The 19,585-nt window shown below is 61.2% G+C and carries 22 protein-coding genes; 9 read left to right on the top strand and 13 right to left on the bottom strand.

Annotated elements, in window-relative coordinates:
- Positions 1–110 precede the first annotated feature (110 nt).
- The gene (locus MHH62_RS18930; protein ID WP_005791088.1) at positions 111–842 is read right to left on the bottom strand and encodes a thioredoxin fold domain-containing protein; all 732 of its coding nucleotides are present in this window, start codon (positions 840–842) and stop codon (positions 111–113) included.
- A 148-nt stretch (positions 843–990) separates the two neighbouring features.
- On the bottom strand, positions 991–1,887 hold the full coding sequence (gene xerD, locus MHH62_RS18935; protein WP_020301360.1) for a site-specific tyrosine recombinase XerD: 897 nt from the start codon (positions 1,885–1,887) through the stop codon (positions 991–993).
- 107 nt (positions 1,888–1,994) lie between these two features.
- Between xerD and MHH62_RS18940 the strand changes: the two genes are divergently transcribed.
- The gene (locus MHH62_RS18940) at positions 1,995–3,803 is read left to right on the top strand and encodes a sodium:proton antiporter (RefSeq protein WP_020301361.1); all 1,809 of its coding nucleotides are present in this window, start codon (positions 1,995–1,997) and stop codon (positions 3,801–3,803) included.
- Here MHH62_RS18940 and MHH62_RS18945 read toward each other — a convergent pair whose 3' ends face one another.
- The 6 genes from MHH62_RS18945 to ffh form a co-directional block, all read right to left on the bottom strand.
- Complete coding sequence (locus MHH62_RS18945; RefSeq protein WP_003193963.1) at positions 3,804–4,217, bottom strand: acyl-CoA thioesterase; 414 nt, start codon at positions 4,215–4,217, stop codon at positions 3,804–3,806.
- 82 nt (positions 4,218–4,299) lie between these two features.
- On the bottom strand, positions 4,300–4,650 hold the full coding sequence (gene rplS, locus MHH62_RS18950; RefSeq protein ID WP_003175895.1) for a 50S ribosomal protein L19: 351 nt from the start codon (positions 4,648–4,650) through the stop codon (positions 4,300–4,302).
- A gap of 45 nt (positions 4,651–4,695) precedes the next feature.
- The gene (trmD, locus tag MHH62_RS18955; protein ID WP_153475158.1) at positions 4,696–5,469 is read right to left on the bottom strand and encodes a tRNA (guanosine(37)-N1)-methyltransferase TrmD; all 774 of its coding nucleotides are present in this window, start codon (positions 5,467–5,469) and stop codon (positions 4,696–4,698) included.
- Positions 5,451–5,987 carry a ribosome maturation factor RimM gene (rimM, locus tag MHH62_RS18960; protein WP_003175898.1) on the bottom strand — a complete coding sequence of 179 codons (537 nt, stop codon included), beginning with the start codon at positions 5,985–5,987 and terminating at the stop codon, positions 5,451–5,453. The genes trmD and rimM overlap by 19 nt, the downstream gene beginning before the upstream one ends.
- A gap of 5 nt (positions 5,988–5,992) precedes the next feature.
- A complete protein-coding gene (gene rpsP, locus MHH62_RS18965; RefSeq protein ID WP_003175899.1) occupies positions 5,993–6,244 on the bottom strand; it encodes a 30S ribosomal protein S16 in 252 nt (83 codons plus the stop codon).
- A gap of 251 nt (positions 6,245–6,495) precedes the next feature.
- Positions 6,496–7,872 (bottom strand): signal recognition particle protein, encoded by a 1,377-nt coding sequence (ffh, locus tag MHH62_RS18970; protein WP_003193965.1) that lies wholly within the window; start codon positions 7,870–7,872, stop codon positions 6,496–6,498.
- A 241-nt stretch (positions 7,873–8,113) separates the two neighbouring features.
- Here ffh and ccsA point away from each other — a divergent pair, with 241 nt between their 5' ends.
- The 3 genes from ccsA (at position 8,114) to MHH62_RS18985 (ending at position 11,844) form a co-directional block, all read left to right on the top strand.
- On the top strand, positions 8,114–8,917 hold the full coding sequence (gene ccsA, locus MHH62_RS18975) for a cytochrome c biogenesis protein CcsA (RefSeq protein WP_019817239.1): 804 nt from the start codon (positions 8,114–8,116) through the stop codon (positions 8,915–8,917).
- Between the two features lie 12 nt (positions 8,918–8,929).
- A complete protein-coding gene (locus MHH62_RS18980) occupies positions 8,930–10,168 on the top strand; it encodes a transporter associated domain-containing protein (RefSeq protein ID WP_003193967.1) in 1,239 nt (412 codons plus the stop codon).
- A 365-nt stretch (positions 10,169–10,533) separates the two neighbouring features.
- Complete coding sequence (locus MHH62_RS18985) at positions 10,534–11,844, top strand: MFS transporter (RefSeq protein ID WP_003193968.1); 1,311 nt, start codon at positions 10,534–10,536, stop codon at positions 11,842–11,844.
- A 121-nt stretch (positions 11,845–11,965) separates the two neighbouring features.
- Here MHH62_RS18985 and purT read toward each other — a convergent pair whose 3' ends face one another.
- The 5 genes from purT to MHH62_RS19010 all read right to left on the bottom strand — a co-directional run bounded on the left by purT (position 11,966) and on the right by MHH62_RS19010 (position 15,205).
- Positions 11,966–13,147: a formate-dependent phosphoribosylglycinamide formyltransferase gene (gene purT, locus MHH62_RS18990; RefSeq protein ID WP_032902708.1), complete on the bottom strand. Its 1,182-nt coding sequence runs from the start codon at positions 13,145–13,147 to the stop codon at positions 11,966–11,968.
- Between the two features lie 70 nt (positions 13,148–13,217).
- Positions 13,218–13,685, bottom strand: a complete 468-nt coding sequence (locus tag MHH62_RS18995; protein WP_166406480.1) for a preQ0 transporter — start codon at positions 13,683–13,685, stop codon at positions 13,218–13,220.
- 148 nt (positions 13,686–13,833) lie between these two features.
- Positions 13,834–14,049 (bottom strand): DUF1289 domain-containing protein, encoded by a 216-nt coding sequence (locus tag MHH62_RS19000; protein ID WP_032902707.1) that lies wholly within the window; start codon positions 14,047–14,049, stop codon positions 13,834–13,836.
- Positions 14,046–14,567 carry a gamma carbonic anhydrase family protein gene (locus MHH62_RS19005; RefSeq protein WP_014719788.1) on the bottom strand — a complete coding sequence of 174 codons (522 nt, stop codon included), beginning with the start codon at positions 14,565–14,567 and terminating at the stop codon, positions 14,046–14,048. Before MHH62_RS19005 ends, MHH62_RS19000 begins: the two co-directional genes overlap by 4 nt.
- A gap of 35 nt (positions 14,568–14,602) precedes the next feature.
- Positions 14,603–15,205, bottom strand: coding sequence for a CoA pyrophosphatase (locus MHH62_RS19010; RefSeq protein ID WP_014719789.1), 603 nt, complete (start codon positions 15,203–15,205; stop codon positions 14,603–14,605).
- A gap of 147 nt (positions 15,206–15,352) precedes the next feature.
- On the opposite strand from MHH62_RS19010, the gene MHH62_RS19015 reads away from it, so the two are divergent.
- From MHH62_RS19015 to MHH62_RS19035, 5 genes are all read left to right on the top strand, one after another.
- Positions 15,353–15,901, top strand: coding sequence for an NUDIX hydrolase (locus tag MHH62_RS19015; RefSeq protein WP_003193976.1), 549 nt, complete (start codon positions 15,353–15,355; stop codon positions 15,899–15,901).
- A gap of 36 nt (positions 15,902–15,937) precedes the next feature.
- Positions 15,938–16,441: a L,D-transpeptidase family protein gene (locus MHH62_RS19020; protein WP_014719790.1), complete on the top strand. Its 504-nt coding sequence runs from the start codon at positions 15,938–15,940 to the stop codon at positions 16,439–16,441.
- A gap of 262 nt (positions 16,442–16,703) precedes the next feature.
- Entirely contained in the window at positions 16,704–17,462 is a 759-nt protein-coding gene (locus MHH62_RS19025) for a GntR family transcriptional regulator (RefSeq protein ID WP_003193978.1), read from the top strand.
- 10 nt (positions 17,463–17,472) lie between these two features.
- Entirely contained in the window at positions 17,473–18,579 is a 1,107-nt protein-coding gene (nagA, locus tag MHH62_RS19030; RefSeq protein ID WP_014719791.1) for an N-acetylglucosamine-6-phosphate deacetylase, read from the top strand.
- Complete coding sequence (locus MHH62_RS19035) at positions 18,560–19,582, top strand: SIS domain-containing protein (protein WP_014719792.1); 1,023 nt, start codon at positions 18,560–18,562, stop codon at positions 19,580–19,582. The genes nagA and MHH62_RS19035 overlap by 20 nt, the downstream gene beginning before the upstream one ends.
- Positions 19,583–19,585 lie beyond the last annotated feature (3 nt).

The raw sequence follows: 19,585 nt of genomic DNA on the forward strand, positions 1-19,585 counted from the left end.
ACGGCCGACGCTAGGTCGGCCGTGAAAACAGCCGCACAACTGCGGCTCTCAATTAATGACTCGCCGACGGTTCGGCGGGCCATGATCGTCAAAGGCTCAACGATAAATGCTTACTTGGCACCCAGTGCCAGTTTGGCAACTTGCGGCGCCGGCTGGTAGCCCGGAATCACCTGGCCGTCGGCCAAAACGATGGCCGGTGTACCGTTCACACCAATGGACTGGCCCAGGGCGAACTGCTTGGAAACCGGGTTGGCGCATTTGGCCGATTTGATTTCCTTGCCGTCGACCATCTTGTCCATGGCCGCCTTTTTGTCGGCCGAACACCATACGGCTTGCAACTGCTCGTCACCCGGCGAACCCAGGCCCTGGCGCGGGAACGCGACGTAGCGCACTTCCACGCCCAGCTTGTTCAGTGCCGGGATTTCAGCGTGCAGCTTGTGGCAGTACGGGCAGGTGGTGTCGGTGAACACGGTGATGTGGGTCTTGGTCTCGCCGATGGCCGGATACACCACGGTTTCAGCCACCGGGATACCGTTGATCAGCTTGGACACACCCAGGCGCTCGGCCTTCTCGGTCAGGTTGACCGGCTTGCCGTCCTTGAGCTGGAACAGGTAGCCCTGGACGATGTACTGGCCATCGGCACTGGCGTACAGCACACGGCTGCCCTTGAGCTTGACTTCATACAGGCCGGCCATGGGGCTGGCGCTGATGCTTTCGATCGGGGTATCGAGCGCCAGGTTGGCCAGGCTCTTGCGAATGGTCTGCTCGGCCGCATCATCGGCGACCGCAAAGGTGGAAACCAACGCAATGGCTGCGGCGGCAATAATCTGGGTCAAGCGCATGGGAACTCCTGAAGGCAGAGGCAGGGACGGGAGCAGAATACTGATCTGGACCACAATGGATGCCGTCCCCTTTGCGAACCGGCAAAGCCTACCACAGTTGGGCGGGAGGGCAGACCGCGACAGGTAAAATGGGCCATTTCTGACGGTTTTATCCGCGCGGGTGATGCTTGGCGTGCATATCCTGCAAACGTGCGCGCGCCACATGGGTGTAGATCTGGGTTGTGGATAAGTCGCTGTGGCCGAGCAGCATCTGTACCACGCGCAAATCCGCGCCGTGGTTGAGCAAGTGGGTGGCGAAGGCATGGCGCAAGGTGTGGGGTGACAGCGCCTTGCCGATCCCGGCCACTTTGGCCTGGTGCTTGATGCGGTGCCAGAAGGTCTGGCGGGTCATCTGCTCGCCGCGCTGGCTGGGGAACAGCACGTCGCTGGGGCGCCCACCGAGCAGTTCGTGGCGCGCATCGCGCATGTAGCGCTCGACCCACACAATCGCCTCCTCGCCCATGGGCACCAGCCGCTCCTTGCTGCCCTTGCCCATCACGCGCAACACGCCCTGGCGCAGGTTGACCTGCTCCAGCGTCAGGCTGATCAGTTCGGTGACGCGCAAGCCGCAGGCATACAGCACCTCAAGCATGGCGCGGTCGCGCTGGCCGATGGCCTCGCTCAGGTCCGGGGCCGCGAGCAAGGCATCGACGTCGGCTTCCGACAAGGATTTGGGCAACGGCCTGCCGAGTTGCGGCATGTCGATTTGCAGGGTCGGGTCGACGGCAATGAGTTTTTCCCGCAGCAGGTAGCGATAAAAGCCACGCACGCCGGAGAGGAATCGCGCAGTGGAGCGCGGTTTGTAGTTCTGCTCCAGGCGCCAGGCCAGGTGATCGAGGATCAACTCGCGCCCGGCATTGATCAGTTCGAGGTTTTTCTCCTGCAGCCAGCCGTTGAACAGCGCCAGGTCGCTGCGGTACGCCTGGCGTGTGTTGTCCGACAGGCCTTTTTCCAACCAGAGGGCGTCGAGGAAGCGGTCGATCAGGGGATGGTCAATGGCAGGCATGGGCACTCAAGCGACTTAGCACAAGGCAATACGCGTATTATTTAAGGAACTGTGACAAGAGCCATTAGTCTTTCATAGCCCGCTATTTCAAGGAACAGGAAGCTTTAATGAACGAACAACAGATTTTGTTGGCTTTTGGCGGCATTGGCGTGGCCGCACTCGGCTGCCAGTGGCTGGCCTGGCGCCTGAAACTGCCAGCGATTCTGTTTCTTCTGCTGAGCGGGATTCTGGCAGGGCCGATACTCGGATGGCTCGACCCGCAGGAAATGTTCGGCCCTCTGTTGATGCCATTGGTGTCATTGGCAGTGGCGCTGATCCTGTTTGAAGGCAGCCTGACCCTGCACCTGTCGGAGTGGAAGGAAATCGGCAGCGTGGTGCATCGCCTGGTCACGGTTGGCGCCCTGTCAACCTGGGCAGTGATCACCCTGGCCACCCACTGGCTGCTGGGTTTTGACTGGATGCTGGCGCTGCTGTTCGGCACGCTGACTCTGGTGACCGGGCCAACCGTGATCGTGCCCATGCTGCGCGTGGTACGCCCCAAAGCCTCCATCGCCAATATCCTGCGCTGGGAAGGCATCGTCATCGACCCGATTGGCGCGCTGCTGGCGGTAGTGGTGTATAGCTTCATCATCGCCAGCGCATCGGGCGATGGTTTGAGCCACAGCCTGCTGACCTTCGGCGGCGTCATCCTCTGCGGCAGCCTGTTCGGCATCGCCGGTGGCTGGGTACTGGGGCAGATCATGCGCCGCCAGTGGTTGCCGGAATACCTGCATAACCTGGCGACACTGGCGGGCGTGCTGGGTATCTTCATCGCTTCCAACCAGGTGATGCATGAGTCCGGCCTGCTGGCGGTCACGCTGATGGGCATGTGGATGGCGAACATGAAAGGCGTGGATGTACGGCACATCCTGCACTTCAAGGAAAACCTCAGCGTGTTGCTGATTTCCGGGCTGTTTATCCTGCTGGCGGCACGCCTGGACCTGAACGCCATGATCGCCCTGGGGCCGTTCGTGTTGATCCTGCTGTTGATCATCCAATTCATTGCACGCCCGTTGAACGTGGCGCTTTCGACCTTTGGCTCGGGGTTGAACTGGCGCGAGCGCGCACTGCTGGCCTGGATCGCCCCACGGGGCATTGTGGCGGCGGCGGTGTCAGCGATCTTTGCGATCCGCCTGGATGAGGCTGGCCACGAAGGCGCGTTGTTGCTGGTGCCGCTGACCTTCGCGGTGATCATCGGCACCGTGGTGCTGCAAAGCGCCACGGCACGCCCCTTGGCCCGCCTGCTCAAAGTCGCTGAGCCGGCGCCTAGCGGCTTTTTGATCGTGGGTGCGAACGGCCCGGCGCGAGCACTCGGCAAGGCGTTGCAGCAATTGGGCAGCCGCGTGTTGCTAACGGATTCCAGCTGGGAAAACATCCGCGCCAGTCGTATGGAAGGCTTGCCTACGTACTTCGGCAACCCGGCCTCCCAGCATGCCGAATCCCATCTGGACCTGGTCGGCCTGGGGCACCTGCTCGCCCTCTCGCCTTCTGGCGAACTGAATGCCTTGGCCACCATGCGTTTTCGCCATGACTTCGGCCATCGCCTGTTCGCCCTGGCCAGCAGCCAGGAAAACCGTCGCACCGACAAGCACAAGGCCAGCCATGAACACCGTGGCCATTTGCTGGGCAGCCAACCTTTGAGCTACACCAAACTGGCCAGCCTGTTGGGCCAGGGCGCCGAACTGTATAGCACCAACCTCACCGACGGCTTTGGCTGGGAGCAGTACCAGGCGTTGCACGGCGAGCGCGCCACCTTGCTGTTTGCCAGGGACACCAGCGGCTGGGTGCACGTGGTCTCGCCCGAGAGCAATTTGAAGCCCGTAGCGGGCTGGACCTTGCTGGCGGTCATTCAACCGCAGGCCAGCACCGCCGAGTAATCAGTCAACAAAGCCAGGCAGTACTGGGACAGGGCGTTTATCTGCGTCAATCGCGACAAAGCTGAATACGCCCTGGATCGCCTTTTCACGGCCATCAGCGCTCATGCTCTCGACGAACACTTCAACCTCGACCTTGAGGCTGGTGTTGCCGACCTTGATCACCCGACCGATCAGCTCAACGATAGAGCCAGCCGGGATCGCATGGTTGAAGTCGATACGGTCGGTGGAGACCGTCACCAAAGGTAAGCGACAGAAACGCGTGGCGGTGATGAACGACACTTCGTCCATCCAGGCCAGGGCAGTGCCGCCGAACAGGGTGTTGTGATGGTTGGTGGTGGGCGGGAACACGGCCTTGGTCACGTGGGTGACGGACAGGTCGGTGCGGCGCTGGATTTCTTCGAGGCGGGTGGTCATGGGTCAATACCGGCAGATAGGCAAATTTCAGGCACAAAAAAGCAGCCCGTAGGCTGCTTTTTTCTGCATCGGGAAGCTGGACTTAAGCCAGTTTTTCCTTGATGCGAGCTGCTTTACCGGACAGGTCACGCAGGTAGTACAGCTTGGCTTTACGTACGTCACCGCGACGCTTGACGGCCATGCTGTCGATTTGCGGGCTGTAGGTCTGGAAAGTACGCTCTACGCCAACACCGTTGGAGATTTTACGAACAGTGAAAGCACTGTTCACACCACGGTTACGCTTGGCGATTACCACGCCTTCGAACGCTTGCAGACGCGAACGGTCGCCTTCCTTCACTTTCACCTGAACGACAATGGTGTCGCCCGGGGCAAAGGTAGGGATCTCTTTGGTCATCTGCTCTGCTTCGAGTGCAAGGATGATTTTGTTAGTCATGCTGTGCTCCTAAGGTAAGTCAATGGACCTACCATCGATACGTTGTTAACTATCGTCCCGCGCGAGGATGTATTCCTCGAGCAGCTTCTTCTCTTCTCCAGAAAGCGAGCGGCTTTCCAGAAGATCGGCGCGTCGTTCATAGGTCCGACCAAGGGACTGCTGTAAACGCCAACGCCGGATGTGTGCGTGATTGCCACTTAGCAATACGTCGGGAACACGCTGATCCACATACACCTCCGGACGGGTGTAGTGCGGGCAATCCAGCAAACCATCCGTGAAGGAATCTTCCTCCGCGGAGTCCGCATGCCCTAAAGCTCCGGGCAGCAGTCGTGTAACCGCATCTATCAGGACCATCGCCGGCAGCTCGCCGCCAGACAGGACATAGTCCCCAATCGACCACTCTTCATCGACATGAGCTTCAATAAAACGCTCGTCAATGCCTTCATAGCGACCGGCAATCAGGATCAAACTTTCCTCATTCGCCAGTTCGCGTACCGCCGCCTGTTTCAGCTGACGGCCTTGAGGGGACAGGTAAATTACCTTCGCCTTCTCCCCGGCGGCTGCCTTGGCCTGAACCAACGCATCTTCCAGGGGCTTGATCTTCATCACCATGCCCGGGCCACCGCCAAATGGGCGATCGTCCACAGTGTGATGTCGATCCGTCGTGTAGTCTCGCGGGTTCCAACAGGTGAGCTGCAACAGCCCCTGTTTCACCGCCCGACTGGTGATGCCGTACTCGCTGATGGCGGAAAACATCTCGGGAAACAAACTGATCACTTCAATGCGCAAATTAGCCACGCTTAGAAGTCCGCGTCCCATTCCACCTTCATCTCGCCCGCTGCCAGGTCGACGGCCAACACGCATTGCTCGGTATAGGGCAACAGGCGTTCACGGTCATCCAGGCTGCCAGCGCAAGGCTTGACCACCATTACATCATTGGCGCCGGTTTCCAGAAGATGATCGATTTTCCCCAGCAATTGCCCGAGTTGATCAATAACCTTCAGACCTTCGAGCTGGTACCAGTAGTACTCGCCGTCGGTCAATTCAGGGAACAGGTTGCGCGGCACGCAGATCTCATAACCGGCCAGAAGACGAGCTTCTTCACGATCATCAAGACCCTTGAGCTTTGCGACCAGGAACTTGTCGCTCCCGCGTCCACTGACCAGCTCAACCTGCTTCACACTCCCTTCGCGCTTGAGCGTCCAGGTTTTGTACTGCAACAGGTTTTCAGTCGGATCAGTAAAGGAATACACCTTCACTTCGCCGCGAACGCCATGAACAGAGTAAATCTTGCCGATAACGATCAAATCATCAGCAACAGCTGGCGTCGCGTTCATATTGCTCAGGCTGCGGCCTTAGCCGAGTCCTTCAACAGTTTTGCAACGCGCTCGGATGGCTGTGCGCCAACGCTCAGCCAGTAGGCTACGCGCTCTTGGTTCACGGACAGACGAACTTCTTGACCACGAGCAACAGGGTTGAAGAAACCAACCTGTTCCTTGTGCGAACCGTCACGCGGGTTGCGGCTGTCGGTTACGGTCAAGTGGTAAAACGGGCGCTTTTTGGAGCCGCCAAGGGCAAGACGGATTGTTAGCATGTGAACATCGTTCCTGTAGTCGGTGCTGCAAATCTAAATGCACAGCGGGCATAGGTGCCCGAAAGGCCGCATATTCTAAGGAATATCCGGACTTTTGCAAATGTCTTTTTCTGGCGCCTATCAGCGTGCCATTCAGATCTGCTATAGAGCCGTCGGTTAAAACGGCGAGTCAGCGCCCGCCAACGGCGGGTTTGCTGGAGATCCCACATCCCTGTGGGGCGGAGCGCAAGCAAGGCTTGCGCTCGAATACTTTACATTTTAGGCATGCCGCCGCCGGGCAACATACCGCCCATGCCGCGCATCATCTTGGCCATACCGCCCTTGGCGGAGAATTTCTTCATCATCTTCTGCATCTGCTTGTGCTGCTTGATCAAGCGACCGATGTCCTGCACCTGGGTGCCGGAACCCATGGCGATCCGGCGCTTGCGCGAACCGCTGATCAGCTCAGGGTCGCGGCGTTCGGCCGGGGTCATGGAGTTGATGATGGCTTCCATCTGCTTGAACTGTTTCTCTGCCGCGCCCTGGGCGTTGCCCATTTGCGCCAGGTTCACACCGCCGATGTTGGGCAGCTTGTCCATCAGGCCGCCGAGGCCGCCCATGTTCTTCATCTGTTGCAGCTGGTCGCGGAAGTCTTCGAGATCGAAGCCCTTGCCCTTCTTCAGCTTCTTGGCCAGTTTGTCGGCCTTGTCCTTGTCGAGCGTGGCTTCGGCCTGCTCGATCAGGCTGAGCACATCACCCATGCCGAGGATGCGCGAGGCGATACGCTCAGGGTGGAACGGCTCGAGCGCTTCGCTCTTCTCGCCCATACCGATGAACTTGATCGGCTTGCCAGTAATGGCACGTACCGACAGCGCGGCACCGCCACGGGCGTCGCCGTCGACCTTGGTGAGGATCACGCCGGTCAGCGGGAGTGCGTCACCAAAGGCCTTGGCGGTATTGGCCGCATCCTGGCCGGTCATGGCGTCGACCACGAACAGGGTCTCGACCGGGTTGATCGCGGCATGCAGCGCCTTGATCTCGCCCATCATCTCTTCGTCGATGTGCAGGCGACCGGCGGTATCGACGATGACCACGTCGATGAACTTGAGCTTGGCTTCTTTAATAGCCGCGTTGGCAATGTCGACCGGCTTCTGGCTCAGGTCGGACGGGAAGAAGGTCACGCCCACTTCGCCCGCGAGCATTTCCAACTGCTTGATGGCCGCCGGACGGTACACGTCGGCCGATACCACCATCACGGATTTCTTCTTGCGCTCTTTAAGGAAGCGCGCCAGTTTGCCGGCGGTGGTGGTTTTACCCGCACCTTGCAGACCCGCCATCAGCACGACGGCTGGCGGCACGGCGCTGAGGTTCAGGTCTTCGTTGGCCGCGCCCATCAGGCTTTCGAGCTCGGCCTGGACGATCTTCACAAAGGCCTGGCCCGGGGTCAGGCTGCGGGACACTTCGGTGCCGACCGCACGTTCCTTGACCGAGTTGACGAAGTCCTTCACCACCGGCAAAGCCACGTCGGCTTCCAGCAACGCCATGCGCACTTCACGCAGGGTGTCTTTAATATTGTCCTCGGTCAGCTTGGCCTTGCCGGTAACGTGGCGCAGCGTCTGCGAGAGACGGTCAGTCAAGTTTTCAAACATGCGCGATCCTTTCAGGCCCTATTCATCGAAATGCAGGTAGACCGAGGTAATGGCGGCCCAGGCTGGGGGAAATCGCTATTAAAAACAGCGTTCGCCGAGCCTGCGGCGTGGGCAGGTCGCGGATTATAGCGAAGACTGCGCCCATGCACACCCGCTGTCTGGCCCGGGAGTCTTTCGTGCAACGCAGGTGTGTGCCAAACTCAACGCCTTTCGGGCTTGCCTACCAGGATTTATGCTCCCCTTGTCACCCAGTTTGCTACCCAGCCTCGCCGCCGCCATTTTGTATGCCGCTGCGACACTCTATCAGGGCACTCGTCTGGCCCAAGGCGCCAAAGCGGACAAACGTCTGCTCGTCGGCCTTGGCGTGCTGGCCCTGCTAGCCCATGCCGCCAGCCTGTTCACCCACCTGATGACCCCGGTCGGCCTGGGCCTGGACTTTTTCAGCGCCGCCAGCCTGATCGCCGCGGCCGTCATCGCGCTGACGCTGCTGGCCTGCTACCGGATTCCGGTGGAGAACCTGCTGGTGCTGCTATTCCCCCTGGGAATGCTCACGGTGCTGCTGGCGCAATTCACCCCTACTGGCACCGTACAGGTGATCGACGAGGAGCCGGGCATCCTCGCCCACATCCTGCTGTCCATCCTCGCCTACGGCATGTTCACCATCGCGGTGTTCCAGGCCCTGCTCCTGCTGCTGCAGGATCACCAGCTCAAGCACAAGCACCCGTCGGGGCTGATCAAGAACTTCCCGCCCCTGCAAACCATGGAAAGCCTGCTGTTCGGGTTCCTGTGGGCCGGCTGGACCCTGCTGTCACTGTCGCTGATCTCCGGCTGGCTGTTCGTCGAGAACCTGTTTGCCCAGCACCTGGTCCATAAAACCTTGCTGGCGTGCCTGGCGTGGGTCGTGTTCAGCGTGCTGCTGTGGGGGCGCAACCGCCTCGGCTGGCGCGGGCACAAGGCCATCCGCTGGACCCTGGCCGGTTTCTGCCTGTTGATGCTGGCCTATTTCGGCAGCAAGCTGGTTCGCGAATACATCCTGCATATCTGACGGGCAGTGATCATGGACAACTTGCCCTTAGGGCCGATGCTCGCCGTAATTGCCCTGCTGATCTTGTGGGCGGCGCTGTTTACTGCCATAGAAGCTGCGCAACAACACCTGCTGGCCCTGCGCCCTGGCACCCGCCAGGGCGACAAGGCGGCCGCCCGCCTGAGCTTCCCGCGCCATAGCCTGATCCTGTGCAACAGCCTGTGTCGCGCCGCCGTGGTGATTCTTTGCACCCTGCTGGCAATCTATGCCTGGGCAGAAAACGGGCCCTGGCTAGGCTGGCTGATTTCCTGCGCAGCGCTGCTGGTGTTGGCCGACTACCTGCCCCGCGCCCTGGCCACCCGTCACCCTCAGGCAGTGCTGGGCTTTGGCAATACATTGCTGGGCGTGCCGCTGAAAATCCTCTACCCCCTGGCCTGGCTGCTCAATGGCATCAGCCTGCTGTTATTGCGCCCGTTTGCACGCAAATCCGGCGTGGCGAAAAACAGCGACGAGCCCCTGCCCGACCATGATGACAACCCAGAGCCCGATACCGACGCCGACCGCACTCCCGGCCTGCCCGGTATCCATGCCCTGGACAACATCACGGTCAACGACATCCTGGTGCCGCGCAGTGAAGTGGACGGCATCAACCTCGATGAGCCAATAGAAAACATCATCGAACAGTTGCGCACCTCGCCGCGCACACGCCTGCCGGTGTTCCACAGCGACATCAACCAGGTGCAGGCCGTGCTCAACACCCGGCAGGTCCAACACCTGCTGCCTGACGCCAGCCTGACCAAAGAGGCCCTGCTCGCCGCCTGCCACGAGCCTTACTTCGTGCCGGAAAGCACGCCGTTGCAGCTGCAACTGCTGAACTTCCACAAACAACAGCGGCGCCTGGGCATGGTGGTGGACGAGTACGGTGAAGTGCTGGGCATCGTCACCCTGGAAGATATTCTGGAAGAGATCGTCGGCGAATTCGAAAGCGATCAGGCGGTGGATAACCCGCATATCGAAGCCCAGCCCGATGGCCGCTACATCATCGACGGCGCCGCTTCGATCCGCGAACTGAACAAAAGCCTGGGCTGGCACCTGCCCAGCGACGGTCCCAAGACCCTCAACGGCCTGGTGACCGAAGCGCTGGAAACCATCCCCGATTGCGCGGTGTGCCTGAAAGTCGGCCGCTATCGCCTGGAAATTCTCGAGACCGAGGACAACCGGGTGAGCAAAGTATTGATCTGGCATACCAGCCACGTGCCAGTGGCCGCCTGACCTCAGCAGGCTCAACCCGGTCAATGTGGGAGCTGGCTTGCCTGCGATGCAGGCGACTCGGTCCTTCAGTTGAACCGAGGTGATGCTATCGCAGGCAAGCCAGCTCCCACATTGATCCAGTTCCAGGCCATAGATCCTCACCAGCCCCTTGTTGGATCCTTAGCCCCCTTCCTATAATCCCTGCGGCTTACCCAAGCCCCGCCCGACCGCGTGCTACCCGCACTCAGCGTGTCCTGGCACCGCCTTACCATGTCCGACCGGCGTTTGCTCCCATCCCGAGCCGCTCCGCGCATAGCCCTGATCCATGGGTGTTCGACCAATAATAATCCGCGTCCAAACGCGCAATAACCGTCAGGGATAACGTTATGAGCACCACCTACCAAGAGGCCGCGAGCGCCGCACCTGCCAACTCGACCGCCCGCGTCGCCACCGCGAGCATCGTCGGCACCGCCATTGAGTTCTACGATTTCTACATCTACGCCACGGCTGCCGCTCTGGTGATCGGCCCGGTGTTTTTCCCACAGACCTCTGGCACCGCACAGATGCTGGCGTCGTTTCTGACCTTCGGCATCGCCTTTATCGCCCGGCCACTGGGGTCGGCGTTATTCGGTCACTTCGGCGACCGCATCGGCCGTAAATCAACCCTTGTGGCTTCGCTGCTGCTGATGGGGGTGTGCACCACCTTGATCGGCTTGTTGCCGGGCTACGACAGCATCGGCGCCTGGGCCCCGATTCTCTTGTGTGTTCTGCGCTTCGGCCAAGGCCTCGGCCTGGGTGGAGAATGGGGCGGCGCGGCCTTGCTGGCGACCGAGAATGCCCCCAAGGGCAAGCGCGCCTGGTTCGGCATGTTTCCCCAACTGGGCCCGTCGATAGGCTTCCTGGCGGCCAACGGTTTGTTCCTGATTTTGGCCATGAGCCTGAATGACGAGCAATTTCGCAGCTGGGGCTGGCGCATTCCGTTCATCCTCAGCGCCGCGCTGGTGATGGTGGGCCTGTATGCGCGCCTCAAACTGCATGAGACGCCGGTGTTCGCCAATGCAGTGGCCAAGGAAAAACCCGTGAAAGTGCCGCTGGTGGAACTGTTCAGCCAGCATTGGCTGCCGGTACTGCTGGGCGCCGCGTCGATGGTGGTGTGCTATGCGCTGTTCTACATCACCACGGCGTTTTCGTTGAGCTACGGCGTTTCCACCTTGGGCTACAGCCGTGAAACCTTCCTCGGCCTGCTGTGCTTTGCGGTGCTGTTCATGGGGCTGGCAACGCCATTGGCCGCCTTGGCCAGTGATCGCTACGGGCGCAAGCCGGTGCTGATTGTCGGCGCGGTCCTGGCAATTCTGTCGGGCTTTACCATGGAGCCGCTGCTGACCCATGGCTCGACCTGGGCCGTGGCGCTGTTTCTGGCGTTGGAGCTGTTTTTGATGGGCGTGACCTTCGCACCGATGGGCGCCCTGCTGCCGGAATTGTTCCCGACCCGCGTGCGTTATACCGGTGCATCGGCAGCGTATAACCTGGGTGGGATCGTGGGGGCCTCGGCGGCGCCGTTCTTCGCGACCAAGCTGGTGGCGATGGGTGGTTTGAGTTATGTCGGGGGATATGTATCGGCAGCAGCGTTGCTGAGTTTGATTGCAGTGCTGTGCCTGAAAGAGACGCGGGATAATGATTTGAACAAGGTCGCCTGACCCCATGCTCGTTCCCAAGCTCTGCGTGGGAATGCAGTTAGGGACGCTTTGCGTCCCCAAGCGCGACGCAGAGCGTCACAAGAGGCATTCCCACGCAAAGCGTGGGAACGAGCGTGGAGGCTTAGAGCTCTACAACAACAGCCTTGGAAGCACGGGTCGCCTTGGCACGAGCCGCTTCAATCGACTCGTCCCGCGCCAGTGCCACGCCCATACGGCGCTGACCATTCACTTCAGGTTTGCCAAACAGACGCAACGCTGTATCCGGCTCGCTCAGCGCGGCGCCGAGGTTGGCGAATGCGGTCTGGGTGGACTGCCCTTCCACCAGGATCACCGCAGACGCCGAAGGCCCGAACTGACGGATCAACGGGATCGGCAGGCCGAGGATGGCGCGCGCGTGCAAGGCAAACTGCGACAGGTCCTGAGAAATCAGGGTCACCAGGCCAGTGTCATGGGGGCGCGGCGACACTTCGCTGAACCACACCTGATCGCCTTTGATGAACAACTCCACACCAAACAGACCACGACCGCCCAAGGCTTCGGTCACGGCTTTGGCTACGCGCTCTGACTCTGCCAGGGCAATCGGGCTCATGGCCTGCGGCTGCCAGGACTCCTGATAGTCGCCCTTCTCCTGGCGATGCCCTACCGGCGCGCAGAAGGTGGTACCGCCGATGTGGCGCACGGTCAGCAGGGTGATTTCGTAGTCGAAGTCGATAAAACCTTCGATGATCACCCGGCCCTTGCCGGCACGCCCGCCCTCTTGGGCGTAGTCCCAGGCTTTCTGCACGTCATCAGTGCTGCGCAACAGGCTCTGGCCCTTGCCCGACGAACTCATCACCGGCTTGACCACGCACGGGAAGCCCAGGTCCTGGACAGCCTTACTGTAGGCTTCGAAGGTGTCGGCGAAGTGGTATGGCGAGGTCGGCAGGTCCAGTTCTTCGGCGGCCAGGCGACGGATGCCTTCACGGTTCATGGTCAACGACGTGGCGCGGGCGGTCGGAATGACGGTAAAGCCTTCGGCCTCCAGTTCCACCAGGGTCGCGGTGGCGATGGCTTCGATTTCCGGCACGATAAAGTGCGGTTTCTCCGCCTCGATCACCGCACGCAATGCGGCCCCGTCAAGCATGTTGATCACATGGCTACGGTGCGCCACCTGCATGGCCGGCGCGTTGGCGTAGCGATCCACGGCAATCACTTCAACGCCCAGGCGTTGCAGTTCGATTACCACTTCCTTGCCCAGCTCACCGCAGCCACACAGCAAAACGCGGGTCGCGGTTGGCGACAATGGAGTTCCGATTCGGGTCATCTCAGGTCCTCAGGGGAGCGGATCATGGGGGAGAAAGGCCGGCATTTTACATGAACTGTAAAAATTGGCCTCAGTTGGCGATGGCCCGTCGGCGGATGCGCCAGGCCATGATCAACCACACCACGGTGACACCGGCGAACTTGGACACCAACGCCGTGCCCGCCACCGCCGGCGTCAGTGCGCCGATCAGGCCGAAAAAGATAAAGGTATCGAGGGGAATGCTCAGCGCCGAACTTATCCACAGGCGGTCATGCAGCGGGCGCTTGGTGATGCTGAACACCAGCCAGTCGATGCATTCGGACACCGCAAACGCCGTGGCACTGGCCAGGGCGATGGACGGGTCGGAGGTGATATAGGACAGCACCAGTGCCGCCAGCATGGCGATGATTGCGCCATGGCCGAAGCGGGTTTGCACCATGTCGCGCAGGATAAATACCAGGCCGCCCCAGGCGGACCAGATGATGTCCAGGTGTGGGGCGGTGGAGAAGGCGAAGTTGATCAGCACGACGCTGCTGATGTAGGCGATCAGGAAAAACATGGAGGATGGACCTGTGGGCAATGCCGCACAGGGTACACAATTACAAGGATGTCGTCTGGCAGGGCCTCATCGCAGGCAAGCCAGCTCCCACATGTGAGGGTATTCACACATCAAGGGTGGGAGCTGGCTTGCCTGCGATGGCGGCCTGTCAGGCGCCAGATTTCCCAGGGGTCATCCACATCATCCCACTCGCCACCGCCCGCTCATGGCACAACCCCAGCACCACCCGGCGCTCGGCGTTGTCCATGCGGCTCCAGCGCGTGATTTCATCCACATTGCGCTGGCAGCCGGTGCAGATATCGTCATCATTCAGTGCGCAAATGCTGACGCAGGGCGAGGCGACCGGTCGTTCAATCGTGCTCATTCCTGCTCGACCAGGTCACGGGCATAACGCTGCGAGTTATGCACATAGTGCGCGGCGCTGGCTTCAAGCATGCGCTTTTGCGCCTCGGTCAGCTCACGCACCACTTTGCCCGGCGAACCCATGACCAGCGAGCCGTCGGGGATTTCCTTGCCTTCACCGATCAGCGAGTTGGCGCCGATGATGCAGTGCTTGCCGATCTTGGCGCCATTGAGGATCACTGCGTTGATGCCGATCAGGCTGTAGTCGTCGACGGTGCAGCCGTGCAGCATGGCGTTATGGCCAATGGTCACGCCGGTGCCAAGGGTCAGCGGGTAGCCCATGTCGGTGTGCATCACGCTGCCGTCCTGCACGTTGCTGTTCTTGCCGATCAGGATCAGCTCGTTATCGCCACGCAACACCGCGTTGAACCAGACGTTGGCGCCCTCCTCCAGCTTGACCTTGCCCACCAGCGTGGCATTCGGTGCAACCCAACTGTTGGGATGGGTCTCGACGCGGGCGTCGCCCAGGCGGTATTTCATGGTTTTTCCTCACGGCATGCCATTTAAACGATGGCTTATAGATTGATGAAGCTCTTGGGCGGATGGTGCAGGCTGATCTTGGCATCGTCATAGAGCAGGTTGATCAGCTCGACAATCATGATTGCCGTCAGCCCCCAGATTTTGTATTCGCCGAACCGGTAGCTGGGCACGTACCAACTACGGCCCTGGTAATCAATGCGGTGAGTATGTTCGCGTGGGTCCTGTCGGAAAAAGTCCAAAGGCACGCTGAAAACGGCGGCAATCTCGGCGTCGTTGGCCAGGTATTCGACGTAATCGGGGACCACGCCCACATAGGGCGTTACGCGGATGCCGTGCAGGGAAATCAGCGGGCTCAACGGGCCGATGACTTCAACCAGCCCCGGCGGCAGGCCGATTTCTTCTTCGGCTTCGCGCAAGGCGGTAAAGATCAGGTCCGGGTCTTCGGGGTCGCGGCGCCCGCCGGGAAAGGCCACTTCGCCACCGTGGGTCGACAGGCCGCTGGCGCGCAGGGTCAGGATCAGCTCGGGTTCGTCACTGCGGGTAATCGGCACCAGCACCGCAGCCTCGGGGAAACGCCCGTCGGTTTCCAGAGTGTGGGGGGTGTGGTTGCTTACCCGGCGAAGTAGCTCGTCCAGCATGAGTCATCTCGGTCTGTTGGCTACCTTGCATCATGCACCAAAGCGTGCGAGCGCCCAACCCCAAAACCGCAGCGCTGTCGCGAAACGACAACTTGCAGGAACGCCCGGCACCGAGCCAAGATGTGCCCATTGTCCAGGAACCCCAGCATGAATTTCTGCAGCCAGTGCGGCAAACCGGTAACCCAACGCATTCCCGAAGGCGACGCACGCCTGCGCTATGTATGCGACCACTGCTCGACCATTCATTACCAGAACCCCAATATCGTCGCCGGTACCGTGCCGGTATGGGGCGACCAAGTGCTGCTGTGCCGCCGCGCCATTGAGCCACGCCTGGGTTACTGGACCCTGCCCGCAGGCTTTATGGAAAATGGCGAGACCGTCGAACAGGCCGCCATGCGTGAAACCCTGGAAGAAGCCTGCGCCCGGGTGCGCAACCTGAGCATCTATACCCTGATCAACGTGCCGCACATCAGCCAGGTGCATATCTTCTACCGCGCCGAACTGATCGACCTGGACTTCGCCGCTGGCCAGGAGAGCCTGGAAGTGAGGCTGTTCGACGAAGCCGACATCCCTTGGTCCGAGCTGGCTTTCCGCACGGTCGGGCGTACCTTAGAATGCTTCTTCGCTGACCGTCGCCAACAGGCGTACCCGGTACGTAGCGAATCTGTGCCACCGCTGTCCAAGCCCGCCCAATAACAAGCCGGCCAATGTCGCCAAAGGGATACCGTTTCAATGCGTTGGTTGCTTGCTCTGATCTGCCTGTCGTTCGCCACGCTGTCCCCGGCCTCCACGGTGCAAACCCTTGGCGGTAAAACGGTCGAGAAAGTCCTGGTACTCAAGTCCGCCCACCAGCTGCAGCTGATCAACGACGGCAAGCCGTTCAAGACCTATCGCATTTCCCTGGGCAAGAACCCCAAGGGCCACAAGCTGATCGAAGGCGACCGCCGCACACCCGAAGGCCTCTACTGGATCGACTGGCGCAAGACCAGCGACCGCTTCAACCTGGCCATGCACATTTCCTACCCGAACATCAGCGACGCCGCCCGCGCCCGCCGCGAAGGCGTGAAGCCAGGCAGCATGATCATGATCCACGGCACCCCCGACACCGAAGACTACCCGGAACAGTGGTTCCACACCCTGGACTGGACCGACGGCTGCATCGGCATGCGCAATGTGGATATGCGCGAAGTGTGGAACCTGGTCAAAGACGGCACCCTCATCGAGATTCGGCCGTAATCGCGTGCCGTTCGTAAAATAATTCGAAAATAATTCCTGCCCCAGGCAGCGCCTGCCGGTGAATACCAGTTCACCGCGCGGGACCCTGCACTTGTGCGCGCCACAAAGACCTCTCTAATACCACTTGATACCAAGCCCCATTAAAGCGCCCTGAAACCGGGATTCGCACCGTTTTGGTAGCATTGACATGGTATTTAAGTGGTATTAGTTTTCGGCCATTACCGGGCGACAACACTCCAATAACGCATCGGAAACCTGACAGATGAACCCCATCCTGGCCCTGCGCCCCGACGATAAGCAATCCACGCCGCTGTACCTGCAACTGGCCCGCAGCCTTGAAGCAGCGATCCATGCCGGCCAGTGGAAATCCGAACAGGCCCTGCCTTCGGAACGCGCCCTCAGCGAGCAACTGAGCATCTCGCGGGTCACCGCCCGTAAAGCGCTGGAAGTGTTGCTGGCTCAAGGCCTGATCCGTCGCAGCCAAGGCTCCGGTACCTTCATCACGCCGCGCCTGGAACAACCCTTGTCACGCCTGTCGGGGTTCAGCGAAATGCTGCGGCTCAAGGGGTTTGTGCCCACGTCTCAGTGGTTGGAGCGCGACATCACCCCGCCGACCCATGAAGAACTGATCCGCCTGGGCCTGTCGCCCACCGACAAAGTGGCGCGCCTCAAGCGACTGCGCAAAGCCGATGACACGGTGATGGCGATTGAAATGACCGCCATGCCGGCCTCGGTGTTGCCCCATCCCCAGGCCATCGGCAATTCGTTGTACGAATACCTGGAAAGCATCGGCAAGCCCATCGTGCGCGCCTTGCAGCATATCCAGGCGATCAATGCCTCGGATGAGTTCGCCGCGCTGGTCGGCATCGCCCCCGGCACCGCCATGCTGCTGATGACCCGCGTGGGCTATACCGCCGATAACACGCCGATTGAAATCACCGACACCTACTGCCGCAACGATTACTACGACTTTGTCGCAGAACTGCGCCGCCATGATTACTCCGCCGAATTGCGAACTTAGAGAACTGCCCATGACTGAAGACAATATCCTCACGCCCAGCGGCTGGATGCGTGGTCGCCTGGTGCACGAGCACGGCAAGGTTGTCGCCATTGACGGCACGCCGTGCGACCCGGCCGACAACGACCTGCCCTACCTGCTGCCGGGCTTTATCGACCTGCATGTGCATGGCGGTGGCGGCGCGGACATCATGGAAGGTGCGGGCGCCTTCGAGACCATTACCCGTACCCACGTGCGTTTTGGCACCACCTCGCTGCTGGCCACCACCATGACGGCGCCGGTGGAAGAAATCTCCCGCGTGCTTGGTGAGCTCGGCACGTTCTGCGAACAGCGCCCAGCCGGCAGCGCCCGCGTACTCGGCGTGCACCTGGAAGGCCCCTACATCAATCCGGGCAAACTCGGCGCCCAACCCAACTTCGCCCACACCGCGTTGATGCAGGAAGTGGAAGCCTACCTGCGCCTGGCGCCGATCCGGGTGATCACCATCGCCCCGGAAATCGCCGGCCACGACGGCCTGATCCGCGCCCTCAGCGAACGCGGCGTGCGCATGCAGATCGGCCATACCCTGGGCAGCTATGAAGAAGGCGTTGCCGCCCTGGCCGCTGGCGCCACCAGTTTCACCCACTTGTACAACGCCATGAGCCCGCTGCATCACCGCGAACCCGGCATCGTCGGCGCCGCGCTGGCCCACGCCCAGTACGCCGAGCTGATCCCGGACTTGCTGCATGTGCACCCTGGCGCCATGCGCGTGGCGTTGCGCTCGATTCCCTGCCTGTATTGCGTCACCGACTCCACCGCCGCCGCCGGCATGCCCGACGGCGAGTACAAGCTGGGCAGCCACACCGTGACCAAATGCCTGGGCGGCGTGCGCCTGGCCGATGGCACCCTGGCCGGCAGCACCCTGACCATGGACCAGGCGCTGCGCAACCTGGTGAAAATCGGCCTGCCCATCAGTGAAGCCTCACAACGCCTGTCGCAATTTCCTGCGGACTACCTGGGCTTGCAAGAACGCGGCCGCCTGCAACCGGGCAGCTTTGCCGACTGCGTGCGCCTGGACCGCTCCCTGACACTCACCGACGTAATGGTCGAAGGAGACACCATTGACTTCAAAAATGCTTGAAGAGGCCCTGGCCTCCTGCGACGCCGTCGCGGCCCAACTGCAACGCCTGGACCCGATGCTGGAAGAAATCGCCGGCCGCCTGCGCCGCCAGCCACCACAGGTGGCGATGACCATCGCCCGCGGCAGCTCCGACCATGCCGCCAGCTACTTCGCCTACCTGGCCATGCAACACGTGGGCATTCCGGTGGCGTCGCTGCCGATGTCGGTGGTGACCCTGTTGCAGGCGCCGATGAAAGTCAGCGGCCAAGTGGCGTTTGGTTTCTCTCAATCGGGGCAGAGCCCGGACCTGGTCAACAGCCTGCGCCTGCTACGCAAGCGGGGTGCCTTGAGCATCTCGATGGTCAACGCCGAAGACTCACCGCTGGAAGCCGCGTGTGAATTTCATGTGCCGCTGTGCGCCGGGCCGGAACTCAGCGTGGCCGCCACCAAGAGCTTCATCGCCACCCTGAGCGCCAGTGCACAGTTGGTCGGCCACTGGAATCAAGAAGCCGACTTGCTGCAAGCCTGTCAGGCCTTGCCCGAGGGCCTGCGTGACGCCGCCAGACAGGATTGGCGCCTGGCCGTCGACGCCCTCAAAGGCAGCCAGCGCTTGATGGTGATCGGCCGTGGCGCCGGGTTTGCCATCGCCCAGGAAGCCGCGCTCAAGCTCAAGGAAACCTCGGCGATCCAGGCCGAAGCGTTCAGCAGCGCCGAAGTGCGCCACGGGCCGATGGCCTTGATCGACGAGAACTACCCTCTGCTGGTGTTCGCCCCACGCGGCGCCGAGCAGGCCGGCCTGCTGAGCCTGGCCGCCGACATGCGCCAACGCGGCGCCCGCGTGCTGCTGGCCGCGCCGGACGATATCGCCGAACGCGACTTGACGCTGAGCCGCGCCGAACACCCGAGCCTGGACCCGATCCTGGCGATCCAGAGCTTCTACGTGATGGCCGCCGGCCTGGCGCAGGCACGGGGCATGGACCCGGACCAGCCGCGCCACCTGAGCAAAGTCACCCGCACGCACTAAAGC

The sequence above is a fragment of the Pseudomonas sp. FSL L8-0168 genome, from assembly GCF_037976155.1.
In the GTDB taxonomy this organism is placed as follows: domain Bacteria; phylum Pseudomonadota; class Gammaproteobacteria; order Pseudomonadales; family Pseudomonadaceae; genus Aquipseudomonas; species Aquipseudomonas paracarnis.

Bases quoted from the DNA above. Each gene is read 5' to 3' on its own strand.
- MHH62_RS19010 (WP_014719789.1), bottom strand. From the start codon at position 15,205: ATGCTGGACGAGCTACTTCGCCGGGTAAGCAACCACACCCCCCACACT.
- MHH62_RS19025 (WP_003193978.1), top strand. From the start codon at position 16,704: ATGAACCCCATCCTGGCCCTGCGCCCCGACGATAAGCAATCCACGCCG.
- purT (WP_032902708.1), bottom strand. From the start codon at position 13,147: ATGACCCGAATCGGAACTCCATTGTCGCCAACCGCGACCCGCGTTTTG.
- MHH62_RS19020 (WP_014719790.1), top strand. From the start codon at position 15,938: ATGCGTTGGTTGCTTGCTCTGATCTGCCTGTCGTTCGCCACGCTGTCC.
- rimM (WP_003175898.1), bottom strand. From the start codon at position 5,987: ATGAACGCGACGCCAGCTGTTGCTGATGATTTGATCGTTATCGGCAAG.
- rpsP (WP_003175899.1), bottom strand. From the start codon at position 6,244: ATGCTAACAATCCGTCTTGCCCTTGGCGGCTCCAAAAAGCGCCCGTTT.
- rplS (WP_003175895.1), bottom strand. From the start codon at position 4,650: ATGACTAACAAAATCATCCTTGCACTCGAAGCAGAGCAGATGACCAAA.
- trmD (WP_153475158.1), bottom strand. From the start codon at position 5,469: ATGGGACGCGGACTTCTAAGCGTGGCTAATTTGCGCATTGAAGTGATC.
- MHH62_RS18930 (WP_005791088.1), bottom strand. From the start codon at position 842: ATGCGCTTGACCCAGATTATTGCCGCCGCAGCCATTGCGTTGGTTTCC.
- MHH62_RS18940 (WP_020301361.1), top strand. From the start codon at position 1,995: ATGAACGAACAACAGATTTTGTTGGCTTTTGGCGGCATTGGCGTGGCC.
- MHH62_RS18980 (WP_003193967.1), top strand. From the start codon at position 8,930: ATGGACAACTTGCCCTTAGGGCCGATGCTCGCCGTAATTGCCCTGCTG.
- MHH62_RS19000 (WP_032902707.1), bottom strand. From the start codon at position 14,049: ATGAGCACGATTGAACGACCGGTCGCCTCGCCCTGCGTCAGCATTTGC.
- nagA (WP_014719791.1), top strand. From the start codon at position 17,473: ATGACTGAAGACAATATCCTCACGCCCAGCGGCTGGATGCGTGGTCGC.
- MHH62_RS19005 (WP_014719788.1), bottom strand. From the start codon at position 14,567: ATGAAATACCGCCTGGGCGACGCCCGCGTCGAGACCCATCCCAACAGT.
- xerD (WP_020301360.1), bottom strand. From the start codon at position 1,887: ATGCCTGCCATTGACCATCCCCTGATCGACCGCTTCCTCGACGCCCTC.
- MHH62_RS18985 (WP_003193968.1), top strand. From the start codon at position 10,534: ATGAGCACCACCTACCAAGAGGCCGCGAGCGCCGCACCTGCCAACTCG.
- MHH62_RS19015 (WP_003193976.1), top strand. From the start codon at position 15,353: ATGAATTTCTGCAGCCAGTGCGGCAAACCGGTAACCCAACGCATTCCC.
- ffh (WP_003193965.1), bottom strand. From the start codon at position 7,872: ATGTTTGAAAACTTGACTGACCGTCTCTCGCAGACGCTGCGCCACGTT.
- MHH62_RS18945 (WP_003193963.1), bottom strand. From the start codon at position 4,217: ATGACCACCCGCCTCGAAGAAATCCAGCGCCGCACCGACCTGTCCGTC.
- MHH62_RS18995 (WP_166406480.1), bottom strand. From the start codon at position 13,685: ATGTTTTTCCTGATCGCCTACATCAGCAGCGTCGTGCTGATCAACTTC.